The organism is Kitasatospora sp. NPDC058048 (assembly GCF_042885555.1).
Lineage (GTDB): Bacteria > Actinomycetota > Actinomycetes > Streptomycetales > Streptomycetaceae > Kitasatospora > Kitasatospora lactacystinica.
The window spans coordinates 22,090-41,673 of the sequence record NZ_JBHVRT010000009.1 but is presented as its reverse complement, the minus strand read 5'-3'; the positions used below and the strand labels follow the sequence as shown (position 1 = coordinate 41,673).

General features: G+C 74.2%; 19 protein-coding genes and 1 pseudogene. 9 read left to right on the top strand and 11 right to left on the bottom strand.

The annotated features are described in order from the left end of the window. Nucleotides 1-13: 13 nt before the first annotated feature. Complete coding sequence (locus tag ACFVVA_RS11985) at nt 14-814, bottom strand: uracil-DNA glycosylase (protein WP_387688371.1); 801 nt, start codon at nt 812-814, stop codon at nt 14-16. A 149-nt stretch (nt 815-963) separates the two neighbouring features. On the opposite strand from ACFVVA_RS11985, the gene ACFVVA_RS11980 reads away from it, so the two are divergent. Both ACFVVA_RS11980 and ACFVVA_RS11975 read left to right on the top strand, forming a co-directional pair. Beyond that, on the top strand, nt 964-2,025 hold the full coding sequence (locus tag ACFVVA_RS11980; RefSeq protein ID WP_387688750.1) for a slipin family protein: 1,062 nt from the start codon (nt 964-966) through the stop codon (nt 2,023-2,025). 80 nt (nt 2,026-2,105) lie between these two features. After that, nucleotides 2,106-2,555 carry a CBS domain-containing protein gene (locus ACFVVA_RS11975; RefSeq protein ID WP_359909066.1) on the top strand — a complete coding sequence of 150 codons (450 nt, stop codon included), beginning with the start codon at nt 2,106-2,108 and terminating at the stop codon, nt 2,553-2,555. A 51-nt stretch (nt 2,556-2,606) separates the two neighbouring features. Here ACFVVA_RS11975 and ACFVVA_RS11970 read toward each other — a convergent pair whose 3' ends face one another. Both ACFVVA_RS11970 and ACFVVA_RS11965 read right to left on the bottom strand, forming a co-directional pair. Next, nucleotides 2,607-3,044 (bottom strand): PaaI family thioesterase, encoded by a 438-nt coding sequence (locus tag ACFVVA_RS11970; protein ID WP_387688369.1) that lies wholly within the window; start codon nt 3,042-3,044, stop codon nt 2,607-2,609. A 32-nt stretch (nt 3,045-3,076) separates the two neighbouring features. Further along, nucleotides 3,077-3,700: a TetR/AcrR family transcriptional regulator gene (locus ACFVVA_RS11965; protein WP_387688367.1), complete on the bottom strand. Its 624-nt coding sequence runs from the start codon at nt 3,698-3,700 to the stop codon at nt 3,077-3,079. A gap of 74 nt (nt 3,701-3,774) precedes the next feature. Between ACFVVA_RS11965 and ACFVVA_RS11960 the strand changes: the two genes are divergently transcribed. Further along, nucleotides 3,775-4,278 (top strand): DUF1453 domain-containing protein, encoded by a 504-nt coding sequence (locus ACFVVA_RS11960; protein WP_387688365.1) that lies wholly within the window; start codon nt 3,775-3,777, stop codon nt 4,276-4,278. Between the two features lie 42 nt (nt 4,279-4,320). Then, nucleotides 4,321-4,854 carry a hypothetical protein gene (locus tag ACFVVA_RS11955; RefSeq protein WP_387688363.1) on the top strand — a complete coding sequence of 178 codons (534 nt, stop codon included), beginning with the start codon at nt 4,321-4,323 and terminating at the stop codon, nt 4,852-4,854. Between the two features lie 21 nt (nt 4,855-4,875). Here ACFVVA_RS11955 and ACFVVA_RS11950 read toward each other — a convergent pair whose 3' ends face one another. Beyond that, nucleotides 4,876-7,767, bottom strand: coding sequence for an FAD-binding and (Fe-S)-binding domain-containing protein (locus ACFVVA_RS11950; protein WP_387688361.1), 2,892 nt, complete (start codon nt 7,765-7,767; stop codon nt 4,876-4,878). 113 nt (nt 7,768-7,880) lie between these two features. On the opposite strand from ACFVVA_RS11950, the gene ACFVVA_RS11945 reads away from it, so the two are divergent. Then, nucleotides 7,881-8,507 carry a hypothetical protein gene (locus tag ACFVVA_RS11945; protein WP_387688359.1) on the top strand — a complete coding sequence of 209 codons (627 nt, stop codon included), beginning with the start codon at nt 7,881-7,883 and terminating at the stop codon, nt 8,505-8,507. 6 nt (nt 8,508-8,513) lie between these two features. Here ACFVVA_RS11945 and ACFVVA_RS11940 read toward each other — a convergent pair whose 3' ends face one another. The 3 genes from ACFVVA_RS11940 to ACFVVA_RS11930 all read right to left on the bottom strand — a co-directional run bounded on the left by ACFVVA_RS11940 (nt 8,514) and on the right by ACFVVA_RS11930 (nt 11,763). Beyond that, complete coding sequence (locus ACFVVA_RS11940; protein WP_387688357.1) at nt 8,514-9,518, bottom strand: glycosyltransferase family 2 protein; 1,005 nt, start codon at nt 9,516-9,518, stop codon at nt 8,514-8,516. 218 nt (nt 9,519-9,736) lie between these two features. After that, nucleotides 9,737-10,390 carry a transglycosylase SLT domain-containing protein gene (locus ACFVVA_RS11935; protein WP_387688355.1) on the bottom strand — a complete coding sequence of 218 codons (654 nt, stop codon included), beginning with the start codon at nt 10,388-10,390 and terminating at the stop codon, nt 9,737-9,739. 536 nt (nt 10,391-10,926) lie between these two features. Beyond that, complete coding sequence (locus ACFVVA_RS11930) at nt 10,927-11,763, bottom strand: EI24 domain-containing protein (RefSeq protein WP_387688353.1); 837 nt, start codon at nt 11,761-11,763, stop codon at nt 10,927-10,929. A gap of 140 nt (nt 11,764-11,903) precedes the next feature. Between ACFVVA_RS11930 and ACFVVA_RS11925 the strand changes: the two genes are divergently transcribed. Beyond that, a complete protein-coding gene (locus ACFVVA_RS11925; protein ID WP_387688351.1) occupies nt 11,904-12,692 on the top strand; it encodes a S1 family peptidase in 789 nt (262 codons plus the stop codon). Between the two features lie 171 nt (nt 12,693-12,863). On the opposite strand, the gene ACFVVA_RS11920 is transcribed toward ACFVVA_RS11925, so the two are convergent. The 3 genes from ACFVVA_RS11920 to ACFVVA_RS11910 form a co-directional block, all read right to left on the bottom strand. After that, nucleotides 12,864-14,057: a helix-turn-helix domain-containing protein gene (locus ACFVVA_RS11920; protein WP_387688349.1), complete on the bottom strand. Its 1,194-nt coding sequence runs from the start codon at nt 14,055-14,057 to the stop codon at nt 12,864-12,866. A 182-nt stretch (nt 14,058-14,239) separates the two neighbouring features. Next, nucleotides 14,240-15,679: an amino acid permease gene (locus ACFVVA_RS11915; RefSeq protein WP_387688347.1), complete on the bottom strand. Its 1,440-nt coding sequence runs from the start codon at nt 15,677-15,679 to the stop codon at nt 14,240-14,242. Between the two features lie 265 nt (nt 15,680-15,944). Continuing rightward, nucleotides 15,945-16,181: a hypothetical protein gene (locus ACFVVA_RS11910; RefSeq protein ID WP_387688345.1), complete on the bottom strand. Its 237-nt coding sequence runs from the start codon at nt 16,179-16,181 to the stop codon at nt 15,945-15,947. A 146-nt stretch (nt 16,182-16,327) separates the two neighbouring features. On the opposite strand from ACFVVA_RS11910, the gene ACFVVA_RS11905 reads away from it, so the two are divergent. Next, the gene (locus ACFVVA_RS11905; RefSeq protein ID WP_387688343.1) at nt 16,328-17,353 is read left to right on the top strand and encodes a Ku protein; all 1,026 of its coding nucleotides are present in this window, start codon (nt 16,328-16,330) and stop codon (nt 17,351-17,353) included. Between the two features lie 56 nt (nt 17,354-17,409). Beyond that, the gene (locus ACFVVA_RS11900) at nt 17,410-17,709 is read left to right on the top strand and encodes a hypothetical protein (protein WP_359909114.1); all 300 of its coding nucleotides are present in this window, start codon (nt 17,410-17,412) and stop codon (nt 17,707-17,709) included. A gap of 36 nt (nt 17,710-17,745) precedes the next feature. On the opposite strand, the pseudogene ACFVVA_RS11895 reads toward ACFVVA_RS11900, so the two are convergent. Further along, nucleotides 17,746-17,964: pseudogene (locus ACFVVA_RS11895) on the bottom strand (aldehyde dehydrogenase family protein); the annotation flags it as partial. 535 nt (nt 17,965-18,499) lie between these two features. Between ACFVVA_RS11895 and ACFVVA_RS11890 the strand changes: the two are divergent. Beyond that, nucleotides 18,500-19,426, top strand: a complete 927-nt coding sequence (locus ACFVVA_RS11890; RefSeq protein ID WP_387688340.1) for an alpha/beta hydrolase — start codon at nt 18,500-18,502, stop codon at nt 19,424-19,426. Nucleotides 19,427-19,584: the final 158 nt, after the last annotated feature.

Sequence of the window (19,584 nt, the reverse complement as noted above, 5' to 3'; positions counted from 1 at the left end):
CGATGGGGGCGGGCTACCGGGGGTCGAGCCCCGCCGAGCGGGCCGCCTCGCGCAGCAGGTCCCGGAGCATCGCGGTGGTCAGCCGGCCGGTGTTCGTGTTGCGCGGGCTCACGTGGTAGCAGCCGTACATCCGCAGGTCCGGGCCGCCGTCGAGGGCCGGGAAGACGGCCAGGGCGGCGTGGCCGAAGGCGGGGCGGGGGCGGGGGACCCGCCAGCCGGCGTCCGCGATCACCGGCAGCATCGCCTGCCAGGCGAAGCCGCCGAGGGCGACGACGGTGCGCACGGTGGGGCGCATCAGCTCCAGCTCCCGGGTGATCCAGGGCCGGCAGGTGTCGCGTTCGGCCGTGCTGGGCCTGTTGTCCGGCGGGGCGCAGCGGACCGGGTCGGTGATCCGGACGCCGGACAGCTCCAGGCCGTCGCCGTGGCGGACGGACTCGGGGCGGTTGGCGAACCCGAGCTCGTACAGGGCGGCGTAGAGCAGGTCGCCGGAGGGGTCGCCGGTGAAGATCCGGCCGGTGCGGTTGGCGCCGTGGGCGGCTGGGGCGAGGCCGACCAGGACGAGCGGGGCGTCCGGCGGCCCGAAGCCCGGGACGGGGCGGGCCCAGTAGTCCCAGTCCCGGTAGGCGCGGCGCTTGGTCCGGGCGGTCTCCTCGCGCCACTGGACCAGGCGCGGGCAGGCCCGGCAGCCGGTGACGACGCGGTCCAGCGCGGCGAGTCCGCCGGCCCGGACGGCCGCCCCGGCGGGATGGCGGGGATCGTCGGGATCGAAGGCGGGGTCGTCGGCGGGCGAGGAGGACGCGGCCACGGTCGGCATGGCCAGGATCCTAGGGCGTGGGACGTTCGCTCCGGCGCGGACCGGGCAGGCGTAGCGTGGAATCAGTTGCTCCGGCGGTCCCCGGCCGGTCAGGGTCGGCGCAGGCCGGACACGCCGGTGTGCGCGCAGGCCGCGAGGAGGCCGCCATGATCGTCGATGCGGTGCTGGGGGCCCTCGGAGCGCTGGCCGGGCTGGGGGCGATCTGGGCGGGCCTGAGCATCAGGGTCGTCCAGCAGTTCCAGAAGGGCGTGGTGTTCCGCTTCGGGAAGGTGCGCGACGAGGTGCGCGATCCCGGGCTGGTGGCGCTGATGCCGATCGCGGACCGGCTGCGCAAGGTGAACGTGCAGATCGTGACGATGCCGATCCCGGCGCAGGAGGGCATCACCCGGGACAACGTGACCGTGCGGGTGGACGCGGTGGTCTACTTCCGGGTGGAGGACCCGGTGAAGGCCACGGTCAACGTGCAGGACTACAACTTCGCGATCTCCCAGGTCGCGCAGACCTCGCTGCGCTCGATCATCGGCAAGAGCGAGCTGGACGACCTGCTGGCCAACCGGGAACCGATCAACCAGGGGCTGGAGTTGATGATCGACAGTCCGGCGCTGGGCTGGGGCATCGAGATCGACCGGGTGGAGATCAAGGACGTCGCGCTGCCGGAGTCGATGAAGCGCTCGATCGCCCGGCAGGCGGAGGCTGAGCGGGAGCGGCGGGCCCGGATCATCACGGCGGACGGCGAGTACCAGGCCTCGGAGCGGCTGTCGGACGCCGCGGCGGTGATGAGCAAGACCCCGGCCGCGCTCCAACTGCGGCTGTTGCAGACCGTGGTGGAGGTGGCCGCGGAGAAGAACTCGACGCTGGTGCTGCCCTTCCCGGTGGAGCTGCTGCGCTTCCTGGACAGTGCGACGGAGGTCCAGCAGCGGAACCTGCTGACGGCTGCCGCGGTCGCGGCCGGGGCGAAGGCCGTGGAGGAGGCGGTGGAGAGCGGCGAGGTGTCGGAGGAGGAGCTCGAACCGGAGCAGACCAGGCACGAACCCCCGCCCCTGGAGGAGGTGTTGGAGAAGTCGCCGCTGATCGGTCCGGAGTCGCCGGACGGCCGGGTCGGGCAGGGCGGCCGGGTCGAGGAGAGCGGCCGGGTCGAGCAGGGCAGCGGGGTCGAGCAGGGCAGCGGGGCCGAGCAGGGTGGCCGTACCGGCCCGGCCGGGGGCGGCTGAGCGCGCCGGCCCCGGTGGCGTCGGTCACCGGCCCGGACCACGATGGACGGGGGAAGGGAAGCCAGGCCAGGAGGCGGACCATGACCATAGCCAGCGACATCATGCACCCGGGCGCCGAGTGCATCCGCGAGCACGAGACGCTCGCGGCCGCCGCCCGGATCATGCGGGAACGCCATGTGGGCGCCCTGCCCATCTGCGGGCCGGGCGACAAGCTGCTGGGGATCGTGACCGACCGCGACATCGTGCTGCGCTGCGTCGCCGAGGGCCGTGACCCGGCGTCGGTGACGGCGGGCGAGCTGGCGCAGGGGCGCCCGATGACGGTGGAGGCGGACGAGGACTGCGAACAGGTGCTGCGGGTGATGGAGCAGTACCAGGTGCGCCGGCTGCCGGTGATCAACCACCCCGAGCACAAGCTGGTCGGCATGATCAGCGAGGCGGACATCGCGCGCGGTCTGCCGCGGGCGCGGGTCGCCGAGTTCGTCTCGGCGGTGTGCGCGGAGCAGGAGCCCGCGGGGGCCGCCCAGGGCTGACACCGTCGAGCGCCCGCGGGCGCGGAAGCCGGATGCCGGATGCCGGGCGGGTCATCCCAGGGCGTAGACGGCGGTGGCGTGCGCGGCGGGATCCTCGGTGCCCCCGGTGCCCCCGGCGCCTTCGGTGCCCTCGGTGACGAGGGTGATGTCGAGGAAGGCGAGCCGGCGGCCGAGCCTGGTGATCCTGGCGTGCACCAGGACGTCCCGGGCGAGGACCGCGCGCTGGAAGGTGGTGGACTGCTGGACGGTGGTCATCGGGCCGAATCCGCCGCGGGCCGCGCACAGCGCGATCACGCAGGCCGTGTCGGCGGCGGCCATCAGTACCTGGCCGGACAGCGCGCCGCCCTCGCGGGCGAGCCGGTCGGACCAGGGCAGCCGCAGGACGGCGTGCTGCTCGCCGGCCTCGACGGTCGACAGGCCCAGGTCCTGCACCCAGGGCGCGAAGTGGTCGGCCAGAATCCTGTCCGCCTCGGCGGTGGTGAGGGTCATCGCGCCATTGTGCCGGGGGTGTTGGCGCGGTGTCAGGAGGCCGGAGCGGCCAGGGTGTCGAGGTGGCGGCGCAGCACCGCGCGCAGCTCGTCCGGGCCGATCAGGTCGGGGTGCTGGACGGCCTGGAGGGTGAGGCCGTCCAGCAGGGCGGAGAGCCGGCGGGTCTCTACGTCGAGGTCGAGGCCGGGGGCCAGGCCGCCGGAGCGCTCGGACTCGGTGAGGACGCGGCGGACCAGGCCGTCGAGTCCGGCCTGCATCTCGGCGGCGCGGGGCCGCAGGTCGGGCCGGGTCCGGGCGGCGGTGACGAAGGAGAGCCAGAGCGCGGACTCCTCCCGGCGTCCGGCGTCCAGGGGGAGGGTCTCGGCGAGCAGCCGGACGGTCCGTTCGCGCCGGTCGGTGCCGGCGGTGGCCGGGTTGAGCAGGACGGCGGCGTGGGTCCCGATGCGGGCCTCGATCCGGTGGGCCAGCTCGCCCATCGCGAAGATCATCAGCTCCGAGCCGCCGGCGAAGTAGTGCCGTACCGAGCCGATGGCCAGTCCGGCCTCCTCGGCGACGTTGCGCAGGGAGGCGTGCTCCAGCCCTTCCCGGGCCGCGACGCGCAGGACGGCGTCGGCGACGGCCTGGCGGCGCTCGGCGGGGTCGACGATCTTCGGCATGTTGCCGTTATAGCACGGGCGAGCTAAATTGCTGATTTAGCACGGTCGAGCTACAAAACTTCGGGGGAGTGGGAATGGACAACTGGGTCTACGTGGGGCTGGTCGCCGCCGTGGTCGTGGTGGTGGTGATCAGGCGGCTGCGCGGCGAGCCGCTCAACGCCCGCGACCTCTTCGCGGCGCCGGTGATCCTCACCGGCCTCGGCGTGTGGGCGCTCGCCCAGCGGCGCGGCCTCGGCGCGGCCGACTACGGCTGGATCGCGGCGGGTGCCGCGCTCGGCCTCGCGCTGGGGGCGGTGCGCGGCGCCACCATCCAGGTCCACGAGCGGGAGGGCGTGCTGTGGCAGCGCTACACCGGGCGGACCTTGCTGGTCGCGGCGCTCTCGCTCGCCGTGATGGCCTGCTTCGCCGCGCTCGCCGGGCACTTCGGCCTGGCCCCGGATGCCAGGCCGGTCCAGCTGTCGATCGGTGTGGGCTTCCTGGGGGAAGCCCTGGTGGTGGGCTGGCGCGGGGTCTCCTCAGGCACTCCGTTCGCGCCCGAGCGGCGGGGTTCGAGCCCCCTCGATCGACTCCGGCGGTAACTTTGGTTGTCAGAATGGGACTTGGTAACTAAAGTTGTCGGCATGACGATCGCGGAGATCACCCATGAGGAACAGGCCGAGCTGGCCAAGGCCCTTCTCGACGCCCTCGGCCCCCTTGCCGCCGCCGTGCGCGCCCGCGCGACCGGCCTGCCCGCGGAGCGGATGTGGGACGCCGAGCCGGTCGAGGCCGCCCTCTCGGTGCTGTCCGCCTGGAAGCTGGTGGACGCCGAGGTCAAGCGGCTCACCGCGGGCGCGGCCGCCACCGCGGGCTCCTACGGCGCCGGGTACGAACAGCTCGGCGCGGCCTGGGGCATCACCCGGCAGGGTGCCCGGAAGAAGTGGCCGGAGGCCGTCAGCCGTCCGGTGGCGCGCCCGGGATCGCTTCGACTGTTCGGCGGAACAGCCGAGTTGATCGAGGACGCGGCCGCCGGCGGCTGGCGCTGGACGGCCACCGGCGCCGACGGCACGACCGGCGGGGCCGCCGTCGGCCACCCGACCCGGGAGGAGGCCGCGGCGCACGCCGGGGCCTTCCTCGCGGCGCACGCACCCGGCAAGGAGCCGCAGGGCACCCGATAGGGCGTGCCGGAGGCGCCCTCGTCACCTCCCGGGCCGCAGCTCCCGGGCGATCAGCTCCGCCAGGTGCAGAGCCTGCCGCCCGTCGGCGAGTTGGGAGATCTGGGTACGGCAGCTGAAGCCGTCCGCGAGGACCACCGTTCGCGGCCCGGCGGCCCGCACCTCGGGCAGCAGCACCCGCTCCGCGATGGCCTCGGACACCTCGAAGTGGCCCCGCGCGAAGCCGAAGTCGCCCGCCAGGCCGCAGCAGCCGGAGTCCAGCACCCGGTTGTTCAGGCCGAGCCGGGCCTCCACCCGGCGGTCGGCGGCGCTGCCGAGCACCGCGTGCTGGTGGCAGTGCGTCTGGGTGACGGCGTCCAGCGGGATCCGGGGGAGCGGGGCGTCCGGGGCGTACTCGTCGAGGAACTCGGCGAAGGTGCGGGTGCGGTCGGCGAGCGGGCGGCCCTGTGCGCCGAGCAGCCGGGGCAGGTCCTCGCGCAGCATCGCGGTGCAGCTGGGGTCCAGGCCGACCACGGGGGTGTCGGCCTGGATCCCGGCTCCCGTCAGCGCCCGCAGGCTGCGCCGCAACACCCGGCGGGCGGTTCCGAGTTGGCCGGTGGAGTACCAGGTGAGGCCGCAGCAGACCGGTCCTGCGGGCAGCCGGACGTCGAAGCCCAGGTGCTCCAGCACCTCCACGGCCGAGCGCAGCACGTTCGGCTGGAGGTGGTCGGAGAAGGTGTCCGGCCACAGCAGCACCGGCCGGGCGCCCGCCGGGGCCGGGTGGGCGGCGCGGTGCCGCCGGTACCAGGCGGTGAAGGTCTCCGGCGGGAGGACGGGCAGCACCCGGCGCGGGTCGATCCCGCCGAGCCGTTTGATCGGCCCGCCGGCCCGGGAGCGGGCGAGCGTGTTGGCCGCCCCGGGGGCGAGCGCGACGGCCCGCAGCCAGAGCGGCAGCCAGCCCATCGAGTAGTGCGCGAGCGGCCGCGGCCGGTGCCGGTAGTGCTGGTACAGGAACTCGGACTTGTAGGTCGCCATGTCGACGTGGACCGGGCAGTCGCTCGCGCAGCCCTTGCAGCTCAGACAGAGGTCCAGCGCCTCCCGGACCTCCTCCGAACGCCAGCCGTCCGGGACGGCGTCCCCGCGCAGCATCTCGGCGAGCAGCCGGGCCCGCCCCCGGGTGGAGTGCCGCTCCTCGCCGGTGGCCAGGTAGCTCGGGCACATCACCCCGCTGCCCGGGGCCACGCACTTGGCGACGCCCACGCAGCGGTGCACCGCCTTGACCAGGCTGCCGCCGTCCTGTTCGTACGGGAGGGCCAGCGGCAGCGTGCGGCGCGGGGCGGTGACGAAGCGCAGGTCGGCGTCGAGCGGGCGGGGATCGACCAGGGCGCCCGGGTTGAGCAGGTTCTCCGGGTCCCAGATCCGCTTGAACTCGCCGAAGAGGCCGATGACTTCGGGTGGGTACATGCGTGGCAGCAGCTCGGCCCGGGCCTGGCCGTCGCCGTGCTCGCCGGAGAGCGAACCGCCGTACGAGACCGCCAGATCGGCCGCCTGCTCCAGGAACTCCCGGAAGACCAGCACCCCTTGGGGTTCGTCCAGCGGGAAATCGATCCGCAGGTGCACGCAGCCGTCGCCGAAGTGCCCGTACGGGACGCCGCGCAGGCTGTGCCGGCGCAGCAGGGCGCGCAGGTCCCGCAGGTAGTCGCCGAGCCGCTCGGGCGGGACGGCGGAGTCCTCCCAGCCGGGCCAGGCCTCGCCGCCCCCGGGCAGCCGGGTGACGATTCCCGCGCCGGCCTCCCGGACGGCCCACAGCTGGCGCTGCTCGACCGGGTCGGTGACCAGGGCGACGGAGGCCGAGCGCTCGCGGCGCACCGCGTCGCCCAGCCGGCGGGCGGCCTGGTAGGCGGCCAACGGGGTGTCGCCGCCGGTCTCCAGGAACAGCCAGCACTCGCCGGCGGGCAACCGGTCCAGGGCGGGCGGGCGCGGGCCGGCGGCGAGCAGCGCGGCGATCAGGTCGGCCGCCATGCCCTCGGCGGTCAGCGGACCGTACGGGAGCAGCGCCGGGACGGCGTCGGCGGCGGCGCCCTCGTCGGGGTAGCCGGCCACCACCAGGGCCCGCGCGGGCGGGTCCTCGACCAGGCGGACGGTGGCGCCGAGCAGCAGCGCGCAGGTGCCCTCGGTGCCGGTGAGCGCCCGGGCCAGGTCGTGGCCGTGCTCGGGCAGCAGCGCGTCCAGCGGGTAGCCGGAGGTGCGGCGGGGCAGTTGCGGCATGCCCTGCCGGATGACGGCGAGGTTGCGGTCGGTGAACTCCTGCAGCTCGGTGTGGAGTTCGCCGATCCGCCCGGGCCGTGCGGCGAGCGCGGCGCGCTCCGCGGCGGTGAGCCGCCCGCCGACGGTCAGCTCGGTGCCGTCCGCGAGCAGCAACTCCAGCCGCTCGACGTTGTCGGCGGTGCGCCCCCAGGCCAGCGAGTGCGAGCCGCAGGAGTCGTTGCCGATCATGCCGCCGAGGGTGCAGCGGCTGTGCGTGGACGGGTCGGGGCCGAAGCGCAGCCCGTGGGGCCGGGCGGCGCGCTGGAGGTCGTCCAGCACGGTGCCGGGCTGGACGCGCGCGGTGCGGGCCCGCGGGTCGAGCTCCAGCACCGCGCCGAGGTGGCGGCGGAAGTCCAGCACCACCGCCCCCGGGCCGATCGCCTGCCCGCCGATGCTGGTCCCGGCCCCGCGCGCCACCACCGGCACCCGGTGCTCGCGGCAGAGCGCCAGCGCGGTGCGCACGTCGTCGAGGTCGGCGGGCTTGACCACGCCGAGCGGCAACTGCCGGTAGTTGGAGGCGTCCTGACTGTAGACGGTGCGTTCGGCGGCGCCGAAGCGGACCTCGCCGCGCAGTACGGCGGACAGCGCGCGGGCCAGCTCGGCCCCGGGGGCGGCGGACGGACGGCTCACCAGGGACCTCCCAGGAGTACGGCTCCGCCGATGATCGCAGCCGTACCGCCGCACCGGTACCGGGCACGACGGGGGTACCGCCGACAGGGTGTCCTGTGGCACGCTCGGCGGTCATGATCGAAGAACCCGCGGCCGCGGACCCGGCCGGCCCCGACGCCTACCTCGCCCGCCTCCCGATCGGCGAGCCGCTGCCCTTCCCGGCGGACGGCGCGCCCTCCTGGGAGATCTTCCCGTACGAGGGCGAGCTGACCGTCCGGGAACTCCGGGCGCCGGAGCTGCCCGAACCGCCCCGGAACGGCGAGGACGGCCCGGAGAGCTGCCCGGACTGTGCCCGGCCGGACACCGACTTCCTGTGGACGGACGAGCACTGGCGGCTCGGCACCACCGACGAGCCGGACGGGCTGCCCGCCACGCTGCTCCTGTGGCCGCGCGCCCACCACGACCTGCTGGACCTGCCGGCCGAACTCTCCGCGGGGCTGGGCCCGATGCTCCAGAGGGTGGAGCGGGCCGTACGGTCGCTCGGCGGCATCGGCCGGGTCCACGTGAACCGCTGGGGCGACGGTTCCGCGCACCTGCACCTGTGGCTGCTCGCCCGGCCGGAGGGGATGTCGCAGCTGCGCGGCTCGACCCTGCCGCTGTGGATGGACGTGCTGCCGCCGATGCCCGCCGGGGTCCGGGCCGAGCGGGCCCGCCGGATCGCCGCCGCGATGGCCGCCGAGGGCGGCGTGGCGCAGATCTGAGCGGGGTCATTTCCGCCCGGTGAGCGTGCCCCGCGCGATGTGGGAGAGCTTGGCCACCTCGAAGGCCGGGTAGGCGCCGCCCGCCAGCAGCGAGAACTTGATCCCCTCGCGGCCGCCCGGCCGGCGGTGGCCGGGCGGCTGGAAGCGGCGGTGGTGCTCGGCGGCGCGGTGGAAGAACTGCGGCCGCTCGGCACGGGTGACGCAGCCGGCCAGGTCGAAGACGAACAGGTAGTGCCGGATCATCCGGACGAACAGCGCGTCGCGCACCGCGTACAGGTGCGGCTGCTCCTCCAGCAGGGCGAAGCTGCGCTCGTACTGCTCGAACAGGTCGAAGACGCTGCTGCCCGGGCCGCCCGCCGGGTGGACGGTCTCCCGGCGGCGCAGCTGCACGCACTCGCGTGCCAGCACGGCGGCCTTCCGGGCGCCGAGCAGCGCGGCGTGGGCGACCGGGACCTCCTCGTAGCGGCCGGGCGGGAAGGCCAGGCCCAGTTCGGCCCAGTGGCCGCGGCGGATCAGCCGGTCCCAGATCAGCGGCGGCGCGCCGAACAGGGCGGGCCGGTCGAAGGGGGCGAACGGTTCGGGGCCGGCCTCGGCGAGCAGGGCCTCGGCCCCGCCCGGCCAGTCCCGGTCCTGGTGCCGGCGGGAGTGGCCGAACAGCAGCACGTCCACCGGGCCGGTCTGCTCGAGCCGGTCGGCGAGCGTCCGGAGCGCGTCCCGGGGCAGCAGGTGGTCGGCGTCCAGAAACAGCAGGTACTCGCCGCTCGCCCGGGCCGCGCCCGCGTTCCGGGCGGCCCCGACCCCGACCGCCGCGGTCAGGTGCAGCACCGACACCCGTGGGTACCGGGCCGCGTACGCGTCGGCGAGCCCGCCGGCCGCCCCGGGGGACCGGTCGGCGACGACGATCACCTCGACGTCGGCCAGGGACTGGGCGAGCAGCGAGTCCAGGCAGTCGGCGAGCTGTTCGTGCTGGTCGTAGGCGGGGAGCACGACGCTGATCAGGGGTGAGGGCATGACGCCGGAGCGTAAGAGGGCCTGCGGACCGTCGCAAAGCCCTGACGGTCCGTAATTCCGATCAATCAGTGGCAAACCGTACGAGTGCGCGCCATATCTTCACGCCGCCTTCCGGACGTGTCCACGCCCGTACCGGCTCCCGGCCTGCGGGAACGCGCGCCGGGGCCCGCGACGCGGGGTGCGTCACGGGCCCGGGGGAGCCGAACCGGTGGTCCGGTCTAGTACCAGTGGTGGGCCTGCCAGAACGACCAGGCGGCGCAGGGGCTGCCGTAGCGGGTGTTCATGTAGTTCAGGCCCCACTTGATCTGGGTGGCCGGGTTGGTGCGCCAGTCGGCGCCCGCGGAGGCCATCTTGGAGCCGGGCAGGGCCTGGACCAGGCCGTAGGCGCCGGAGGAGGCGTTGACCGCGAGCGGGTTCCAGCTGCTCTCGCGGAACACGATGTTGCTGAAGCACTGGAGCTGGCCGGCGGGGACGATCTGCGCGGCGATCTGCTGCGGGGTGCCGGAGTAGGCGGCCGGGGCGCTGGTGAGGTCCTGGCGCTCCTGGGAGCGGGAGGCGGCGGCCTCGGCGTCGGCCTTGGCCTTGGCGTCCGCCTGGGCCTGCGCCTCGGCCTGGGCCTGGGCGGCGGCGTCCGCCGCGGCCTTGGCCTGGGCCTCCTGGGCGGCCTGTTCGGCGGCAGCGGCAGTGGCGGCGGCGTCGGCCGGGACCTGGTCGGCGACCGGCTGGCTGTCCACCGAGACGGCGGCCACGGGGGCGGCCCCGATCGCGTTCCCGGCCTGCGGGATGGCGAGGGCGGCGGTGGCGGCGCTCGCGACCACGAGGGTGGCGACACCGGTGATCAGGGAGTTGCGGCGGGCATGGCTGAGCTGCATGGGGCGGGCGATCCTTCTCCGTCGGGGGCCGTGCCGGTGGCACCGGGGGCGGGGCGTCGCACGGGCTCCGGGCGGGCGGGGCTCGTGCGGCCGCCCTGGGCGGCCGTGGCGCCCCGGCGGCGGGGGCGGGCGGGCCGTGCGGCGGCGGAGGTGGTCGGCTGCGCTGCCTGGCGACGGGCCATTCTTGGCAGGGCCGAGGACGGGTGGCAAAGGCGTTCGCTACTACGCGGCATCGTGGTTGCGGGGCGGCCGCGGCGGGCTTCGATGATGGCTTTGGTGGTAATTGTCCGAATTGCACACCTGAGGTGGAGGCCGGGTCGGCGGCGACGGATCGCAGGGCCGGCAGCCGTGGTGGCCTGTGTTCTTCAGGCGGGGCGGGGTCGTGGGCGGTCCGGCCCGGGTGCCCCGGCGGCGCCGGGCGGGGCGTTCGAGGGGGCCCGTCCACTATCGGGGATCGTGGATGGCGATCCTCCTGTGGGCGGGCTCACACGCGGGCGGGGGCGAGGTCGGCGCAGCGTGACCGGCCGGTGACGGCCTCAGGGGGTCGCGTACGGGTTGCCCGGAACGGGCCGCGCGGTGGCGGTGGGGACGTCGGGGGCCGGGCCCGGCGGCTCCTCCTCCTTCTCCTCCTCCGGTGCGGTCGGGACGAGGTCGCGGGCCAGCAGGGTGGCCCCGGCGACGGCCCCCGGCATGGCGAACACGGTGACCAGCGGCACCAGGAAGGCCAGCACCAGCGGCGTGCCGAAGCCCAGCGCCAGCCCGAGCCGGGCGCGCAGCAGCCGGATCCGCTCCGGCTGCGGCACCCGGCGCCGCTGCAGGGCGACGGCCGTCAGCTCGACGGTCAGGAAGAAGCCGGACACCAGGAAGCCGAGCGCGGGGACCACCGTCTGCCCGACCAGGGGGATGAATCCGCAGGCGAACAGTGCCACGCCGAACGCGGCCACCCGCGCCAGCACGTACACGCTGTCGCGCACCGCGATCAGCAGCTCCCGCCAGAGCGCGGTGTCCGGCGGGGTGGGCGCGCCGCCCTCGGTCTCGTCGACCGCGGCGCAGAGCGCCTCGTAGAAGGGCTGTCCGACCAGCAGGGTGACGGCTGTGAAGGTGAGCAGGGAGAACAGCAGGCCGCCGCCGAAGACGACCGCCGCGAGCGCGTCGCGCAGCAGGCCCCGCCAGGGAGTGCCCCAGTGGTCGGCGAACGGGGTGGCCCAGTCCGCGAGGTCCCGGGACCAGGCGCCGAGGAAGGCGAGCGCGACGACGTAGCCGACCAGCGCGAGCAGGGCCGGCAGCATGCCGAAGCCCCACCAGCGGCCGTGCCGGCCCACCCACTTCTGGCCCTCGACCAGGTACTTCATCCCCGCCGCAAGATCTCGCATGGGCGATCACCCTAGGGCTTCCGTACCCGGAACCGCGCATTGCCGTGTTCCTGCCAGTTCCGACCGGCAAGGGCCACCCCCTCCTGCCGCGCCGCCCGCCGGGCCACTCTCGGTCTTCCCCCACCTGCAAGGAGGATCTGATGAAGCGTCAATTCGGCAGAGTCGTCGGCCTGCTGGCCGGCCTGGTGCTCGGCGCCGGCATGCTCGTGCTGCCCGCCGCCGCCTCGCCCGCGCCGTCGCCGAGCGTGGTCGGCGGCACGCGGGCGACGCAGGGCGAGTTCCCGTTCATGGTGCGGCTCTCGATGGGCTGCGGCGGCGCGCTGTACACCTCGCAGATCGTGCTCACCGCCGCCCACTGCGTCGACGGCACCGGTGCCGACAGCAGCATCACCGTCACCGCGGGAGCGGTCGACCTGAACAGCGGCAGCGCGATCAAGGTCCGCTCCTCGTACGTGTACCAGTCGCCCTCCTTCACCGGCGCCGAGAACGGCGACGACTGGGCGCTGATCAAGCTGGCCTCACCGGTGAACAGCAGCCTGGTCAGCACCCTGCCGATCGCCACCTCCACCGCCTACGACACGGGCACCTTCACCATCATGGGGTGGGGTGCCGCGCGCGAGGGCGGCGGCCAGCAGCGGTACCTGCTCAAGGCCTCCGTGCCGTTCGTCGACGACGCCACCTGCGCCCGCGCCTATCCGGGCCTGAACACCGCCGGCTCGCTCTGCGCGGGGTACGTCGCCCAGGGCGGCGTCGACACCTGCCAGGGTGACTCCGGTGGCCCGATGGTCCGCAAGGACGCGGCGGGCCGCTGGGTCCAGGTCGGCATCGTCAGCTGGGGCAACGGCTGCGCCCGCGCGGGCTACCCGGGTGTCTACAGCCAGGTGAGCACGTACGCGGCCGACATCGCGGCGGCGGCGGCCGGCCTCTGAGCCGACCCGCCGGGCCCGGTCCGACCGGTGCGGCAGGGCCGGCCACCACTCCCGCAGGTGGTGGCCGGTCCTGCTGTTCCGCGGCGGACCGGGCGCCGCCGTGTCAGGGCAGGCGCAGCCGTGTCCCGGCCGGGGCCGCCGGGTCCGGGCCGGGGGGCTCGGTCCGGGCGTTCACCTGCGCAGCCACTCCCCGGCCCGCCGCTGCTCGCGGGCGATGCGGCCGGTGGTGGTCGGAGGCAGCCGGGCGAGCAGGGCGAGGGCGGCGTCGGCGTGACCGGCGAGGGCGTGGGCGCCGGCGAGGCGGGCGGTGACCAGGGCGTGGTCGCGCGGGTGGGCGGCCCGGTCGAGGAGCCGCAGGGCCGCCTCCAGCCGGGCCGCCGCGGTGCGGGCGTGGGCGGTGCGGCCGGTGCGAAGGGCGAGGTCCCGGTGGCAGGTGCCGTGGGCGACGGCCAGGACCAGCTCGGCGCGCACCGTCCAGGGCGTCGGCACGCCGGTGAGCAGTGCGGCGCCGGTCAGCCGCCGGGCGTCGGCCAGCGTCCGGTCGGCCTGCGCCGCCCGGCCGGCCAGTGCGTGGGCGTGGGCCTGGACGAGGGCGGCCCAGGCCCGCAGCCCCGGCAGGGGAGGGGCGGTGGTTCGGGCGGCCTCGGCCAGGGCGAGTGCGGTGGCCGGGTCGCCGAGCCACCAGTACAGGGCGCTCTGGCGGACGAGCAGGCAGGCCGCGGTGGCCCGGTCGCCGGTCGCGCGGGCCCACTCCAGCCCGGTGGCGTACCAGCCGAGCGCGCGAGCGGGGCGGTCGCCCTCGAAGTGGGCCCAGCCGGCGAGCTCGGCGTACTGGGCGGCGAGCGAACGGTCGGCGGCGGGGGCCTCGCGGGGGCCGGGGCGCCGCCCGCCGAGCAGGGTGTGGGCGTGGTGCTCCAGGACGGCGGCCAGCTCCTCGCCACCGATCCGGCCCGCGGCGGCGCGGTAGGCGGCGAGCAGGTGGGCGAGCACCTCGACGGTGGCGGCGTCCGGTGGTGCGGCGCGGGCGGCGGGCGGTGTCCGGGCGGAGGCGCGTTCGCCGAGGCGTTCGCGCTCCTGCCGGACGGTCTGCCAGAGTTCGGCCAGCTCGCCGTCGGCGAGCAGGAGTTCGTCGGCCCGGGCGGGCATCCCCGGCGGCGGCCAGCGGCGGGCGTTCTCCACCCGGCTGATCAGCGAGTCGTGGTAGCCGAGCAGCCGGCCGAACTCGGCCTGGCTGAGGCCGCGGGCCTCGCGCCAGTGGCGCAGCCGGCGGCCGAAGCGCAGGCGGGCGGACTCGGGTTCCGTACGGGGCGGCGGCGGCGGGGGTGGCGGGGCCGGGGGCGGTGGGGGCGGCGCGGGAGTGGGCAAGGGCGGCACGGGGTCTCCCGGAGGGGGCGGGGGAGCGCTCGTGGGGGAGCGTCATGCCCTGGTATCCCCGTTGACGTGCCTTGGTCAAACGAGAGGGGCGGGTGGCGGGCCGGGAACGGCGCCGGGCCCGGGAGCCTCCGCAACGGCTCCCGGGCCCGGCGTTCCCGCGCGGGGCGGACGGGTCAGGAGCCCGCCGCCACCGCGGCCCGCCGCCGTCGGCCCACCACGGCCGAGGCCGCCAGCACGATGGCTGCGGCGACCAGCGACAGGTACATCTGCTTGCGCCCGTCGGCGTCGGTGAACATGTACGCCATGACGAACCCGATCATGCCCATGGCCGTCCAGGTCAGGTACGGGTACAGCCACATCCGGACGGTGTGCCGCTCGGGCATCTCGCGCTCGATGATCTTTCGCATCCGCAGCTGGGTGGCGCAGATCACCAGCCAGACGAAGAGCGCCACGGCGCCGGAGGAGTTGAGCAGGAAGGCGAACACGGTGTCCGGCGAGGTGTAGTTGAAGAAGACCGCGACGAAGCCGAAGACCACCGAGGAGAGGATGGCCACCCGCGGCACGCCGCGCGAGGTCACGGTGGCGAAGGCCTTGGGCGCGTCCCCGCGCTGGCCGAGCGAGAAGGCCATCCGGGAGGCCGTGTACATCCCGGAGTTGAGGCAGGACAGCACCGCCGTCAGCACGATCACGTCCATCACCTGGCCGGCGCCCGGGATGCCGATGTGGTCCAGCACCGCCACGTACGGGCTGGACTTGACGTCGGCGGAGTCCCACGGGAGCAGGGTGACCACGAGCAGGATCGAGCCCAGGTAGAAGATCCCGATGCGCCAGATGACGCTGTTGGTGGCCTTGCTGACCGCCTTCTCCGGGTCCTCCGACTCGCCGGCGGCCAGGGTGACGATCTCGCTGCCCATGAAGGCGAAGACCACGGTGAGCATGCCGGTGAACACCGCGCCCACCCCGTGCGGCAGGAAGCCGCCGTGACCGGTGAGGTTGCTGGCGCCGACCGCGTGGGTGCCCGGCAGCAGACCGAAGGCGGCGAGGGTGCCGATCACCAGGAACGCGGCGATCGCGACCACCTTGATCCCGGCGAACCAGAACTCGAACTCGCCGTAGGAGGCGACCGAGAAGAGGTTGGTGGCGGTCAGCACCGCCATCACTATCAGCGCCCAGCCCCACTGCGGCACGCCGGGCACCCAGTTGTTGAGGATCTTCGCGCCGGCGGTCGCCTCGACCGCGAGCACCACGACCCAGAAGAACCAGTACAGCCAGCCGATGGAGAAGCCGGCCCAGCGGCCGAGCGCGCGGTCCGCGTACGCCGAGAAGGAGCCGCTCTGCGGGTCGGCCGCGGCCATCTCGCCGAGCATCCGCATCACGAGCACGACCAGCGCGCCGGCCAGCGCGTACGAGAGCAGGATGCCCGGGCCGGTGGTCGCGATGCCCGCGCCGGAGCCGACGAAGAGGCCGGCGCCGATCACGCCGCCGATGGCGATCATCGACAGGTGGCGGTTCTTGAGTCCGGCCTTCAGGTGGTTGTCGCCGCCCTCTCCGGTCGGACCCGGCTGGTGGGGGAGCCTGGTGGCCGTCGTGGGCTTGGTGGTGTCCGCACTCATCAAGGTGCCCTGTGCCTTTCCAGCGCGGTGTGACCCTCGACTCGTCTCGCCGGAGGGTGGGGGACTTGCCCGCGCATTGCGTCGCAACCTAACTTCTACGCCCGAGTATCGGAACAATGCTTTGATAACTGTTCGCTTACCGGACGTAAAAAGCCTGGTCAGGGTGGGTGGAAAGGTGGCGTGGAAACCTCAGATCTGACGCATCGTCAGTATTCGAAAAGGTTGCCAAGCCCTGTTGGGGCTCAAATCGCCCGCACCTGCGCGGTCAGATCGGCCGCGCGTCGAGGACGGTGATCGCGGCCCCGTCCGCCGGTCGCCCGGTCAGCCGGGCGGCCAGGATCCGGGGGATGTCCTCCTCCTGCGAGTATCCGGGCAGGACGGTCACCTCCGCGCGCCGTGTGCCGGGCTCGCCCCGCACCGCGTACGTCACCAGGTAGCCGTACCGCTCCGGCGGCGGCGCCTGGTCCGGGTCCTGCCGGTCCTGCCGGCTCCGGACGGTCATCCGCATCGACCTCCTCGGCCCATTGTCGGCGCGGTGTGGACGATCCGCGCGAATCCGGGCAGAGTGGGACTCTCGGGACATGCCGCAGGAGCATCCCGAGCGTGCTCGGCGCCGGCCGGTTCCGGGCGCCGGTCAGGAGCGACCCCATGCAGACCACCTGGAAGGGGACGATCAGCTTCGGGCTGGTCAGCATCCCCGTCCACCTGTACTCCGCGACCCAGGAGCACGACGTCCCGCTGCACCAGGTGCACGCCAAGGACGGCGGCCGGGTGCGGATGAAGCGGTACTGCGAGCAGGAGGAGAAGGAGGTCCCGTACGCGGAGATCGCCAAGGGCTACGAGTCCCCCGACGGGCGGACCGTCACGCTCTCCGACGAGGACCTCGCCGACCTGCCGCTGCCCAGCAAGAAGATCATCGACGTGCTGGCCTTCGTGGACGAGGGCGAGATCGATCCGCTGATGTTCTCCAAGGCCTACTACGTGGGCGTCGCCGACAAGGCCGCCGCCAAGCCGTACGCGCTGCTGCGCGACGCGCTCACCGAGTCCGGGCAGATCGCCGTCACCAAGATCGCGCTGCGCACCCGGGAGTCGCCCGCGGTGCTGCGGGTGCACGACAACACCCTGGTGCTCCAGACCTGCATCTGGCCCGACGAGGTCCGCCCGGTGGCCGGCATCGCGCCCGAGGGGGACGTCACCGTCCGGCCGCAGGAGCTCAAGATGGCGCGGTCGCTGATGGACACCCTCTCCGAGGACTTCGACCTGGCCCAGCTCCACGACGACTACCAGCAGGCGCTGCAGCAGGTGATCACCGCGCGGCTGGACGGCGTGGAGGTCCCGCACGAGGAGGAGCCGGGCGAGGCGCCGGACAACGTGATCGACCTGATGGAGGCGCTGCGCAGCAGCCTCAAGCAGGCCAAGGGCGGGCGGGGCGCCGAGGGCGCCGGAGCCGGGGAGGCCGGCGCCGAGGAGGAGCCCGCGCCGCGCAAGCGCGCCCCGGCGAGGAAGACCGCCCCGAAGGCGGGCCCGAAGTCCTCCGAGAAGTCCTCCGAGAAGACCGCCGAGAAAGCCGCCGCGAAAGCCGCCGCGAAGACCTCCGGGACGGGCGCCACGAGGAGCCCGGCGGCGAAGAGGGCCACCACCCGGAAGTCCTCGGCCCCCCGCAAGGCCTCCTGACCCTCCCGGGTCAGGCGTTCCTCCCATCCAGCCGTCCAGCCTTGGAGGCGATCCCGATGGACCTGCTGACGTACCAGGAAGTCGAAGCCCAGGCCGACGCCGCCGAGGGCCCCGAAGCCCGCAGGGCCCGGGGTTTCGGGCACCGCGTCTGGCACTGGCTGCTCAGCCTCAGCCCCACCGTGGTGACGTTCATGATCGCGCTCTCGATCGGCCTCTGCATGGTGGCCGTCCAGGTGAGCCTGCTGCCGGTGCTGGTGCCGATGGCGATCTTCTGGGGCCTGACGCTCATCGCGATGGGCGGCGTGATCGCCCGCTGGATGACCCCCGGGCCGGGCCGGCACCGCATGGCGTCCTGACCCGGCCGGGACGGGCACGGGGCCGGGTGGTCCGGCTCAGCCGATCCACACCGTGGTGACGTTGCAGAACTCCCGGATCCCGTGCCCGGACAGCTCCCGCCCGAACCCGGAGCGCTTGACGCCGCCGAACGGCAGCGCCGGGTGGGAGGCCGTCATGCCGTTGAAGAACACCCCGCCGGCCTGGATGTCCCGGACGAAGCGCTCCCGCTCGGCCTCGTTGGTGGTCCAGACGTTGGAGCTGAGCCCGAACGGGGTTCGGTGCCCTCGTCCGCCGGGTCGCCAGCCCTCAGCGCGCGCATCGCGTCGGCGAAGGCGGCGGGGGGTGGTCGGGACAGCGGGGGCCCGCGGCGTGCGGACGCCCGGCGTGCCGAGGCTGTGCATTGAGTCCTCCCGGTCCGGGGGCCCGCCCGGTCCCCGGTTTCCGACCTTACGGAACGCAGGTATCGCACCGATCGATGAGTCCACCCGATTGACAGCAATGTGCCGAAACCAACCGGACGGTCGGCAATCTGCTGCAGGATCCGGCAATTCTGCCGTTCCGGCCCCGGGCCGGGGCGTGGTGTCAGCTTCATGCCCGGTTCTCGTCCGGTCGGCGACGCGCGGCGGGCCCGCTGCTCTACTGGTCGGCACTTCGAATCGCCGGCTCCCGTACCGGGTGATCCGCCACCGTCGACCGCGACGGTGCCGATCGCCTCGGGAGGGTCAATCTGTCGTGACCACGTCCGAAATCTGGTGCGCATTCCGGAGCGGATTCCGGCAATCACCCGCGACCGGATGGGGACTTTCGCCGATGGCGACCACTGACGCTGCCCGTGTGTACCGGGAATTCGACCGGGTCGAACTGGCCGTGGCCTATTCCCCGAGTTCCCGCATTGAGGACCTGCCCGGCGAGCTGGCGGCCTATGCCAGGCACAGCGCCGCCGCCCGCGCGCGGCTGACCGTCCGTCGGGACCTGCGGTACGGGCCCGAGGCACCCGAACTGCTGGACTTCTTCCCGGCGGCCGTCCCGGGTGCGCCGCTGCAGGTGTTCGTCCACGGCGGCTACTGGCAGGAGCTCGGCAAGGCGGACGCGGCGTTCGCCGCGCCGGACTTCGTGGACCGGGGAGCCGCCTTCGCCGCCGTGGGCTACGGGCTGGCGCCTGCTCACCCGCTGGACGACATCGTCGCGATGGTGCGCCGCGCGGTGCGCTGGCTGGCCGTCAACGCGCCCGCGCTGGGCGTCGATCCGCGCCGCATCCACCTCAGCGGCAGCTCGGCCGGGGCGCACCTGGCGGTGATGGCGCTGCTGGACCCGGCGGGCGGGGTGGACGGGCGGATCGCCGGCGCGAGCCTGCTCAGCGGCGTCTACGACCTTGAGCCGATCCGGCTGACGTACGTCAACGACGCGCTCGGCCTGGACGCGTCCGACGCGTACCGCAACAGCCCGTTGCACCACCTCCGACCCGGCCTGCCACCGCTGGTGATCGCCCGGGGTGACAACGAGACGGGGGAGTTCGGCCGTCAGCACGAGGACTTCGCCGAGGTGGCGCGCCGGGTGGGTGCGCCGGTGGTCAGCATCGTGGAGCCGGCGCGGCACCACTTCGACCTGCCCTTCGACCTGGGCCGCCCGGAGTCCCGGCTGGGGGCCGCGGTGTTGGCGCAGATGGGGCTGCCGAGATACCCGGCGGGGCGACGGGCGGGGGGGTCGGGGGTGTCGACGATTTCCCGGACCGAGTGATTCGGCCACGATGGCTGGAACAGTACCGTCCGGACATCGTATGTTGCCCCGGAAGCCACTACCAGGGAGGTTGACGTTCTGTTAGCGGTCTTATCCGGAGAAATTTTTGTTGATCGTTCACCGACCGCGAGTGCGTTGACGGAGCATCGGCGTGAGCG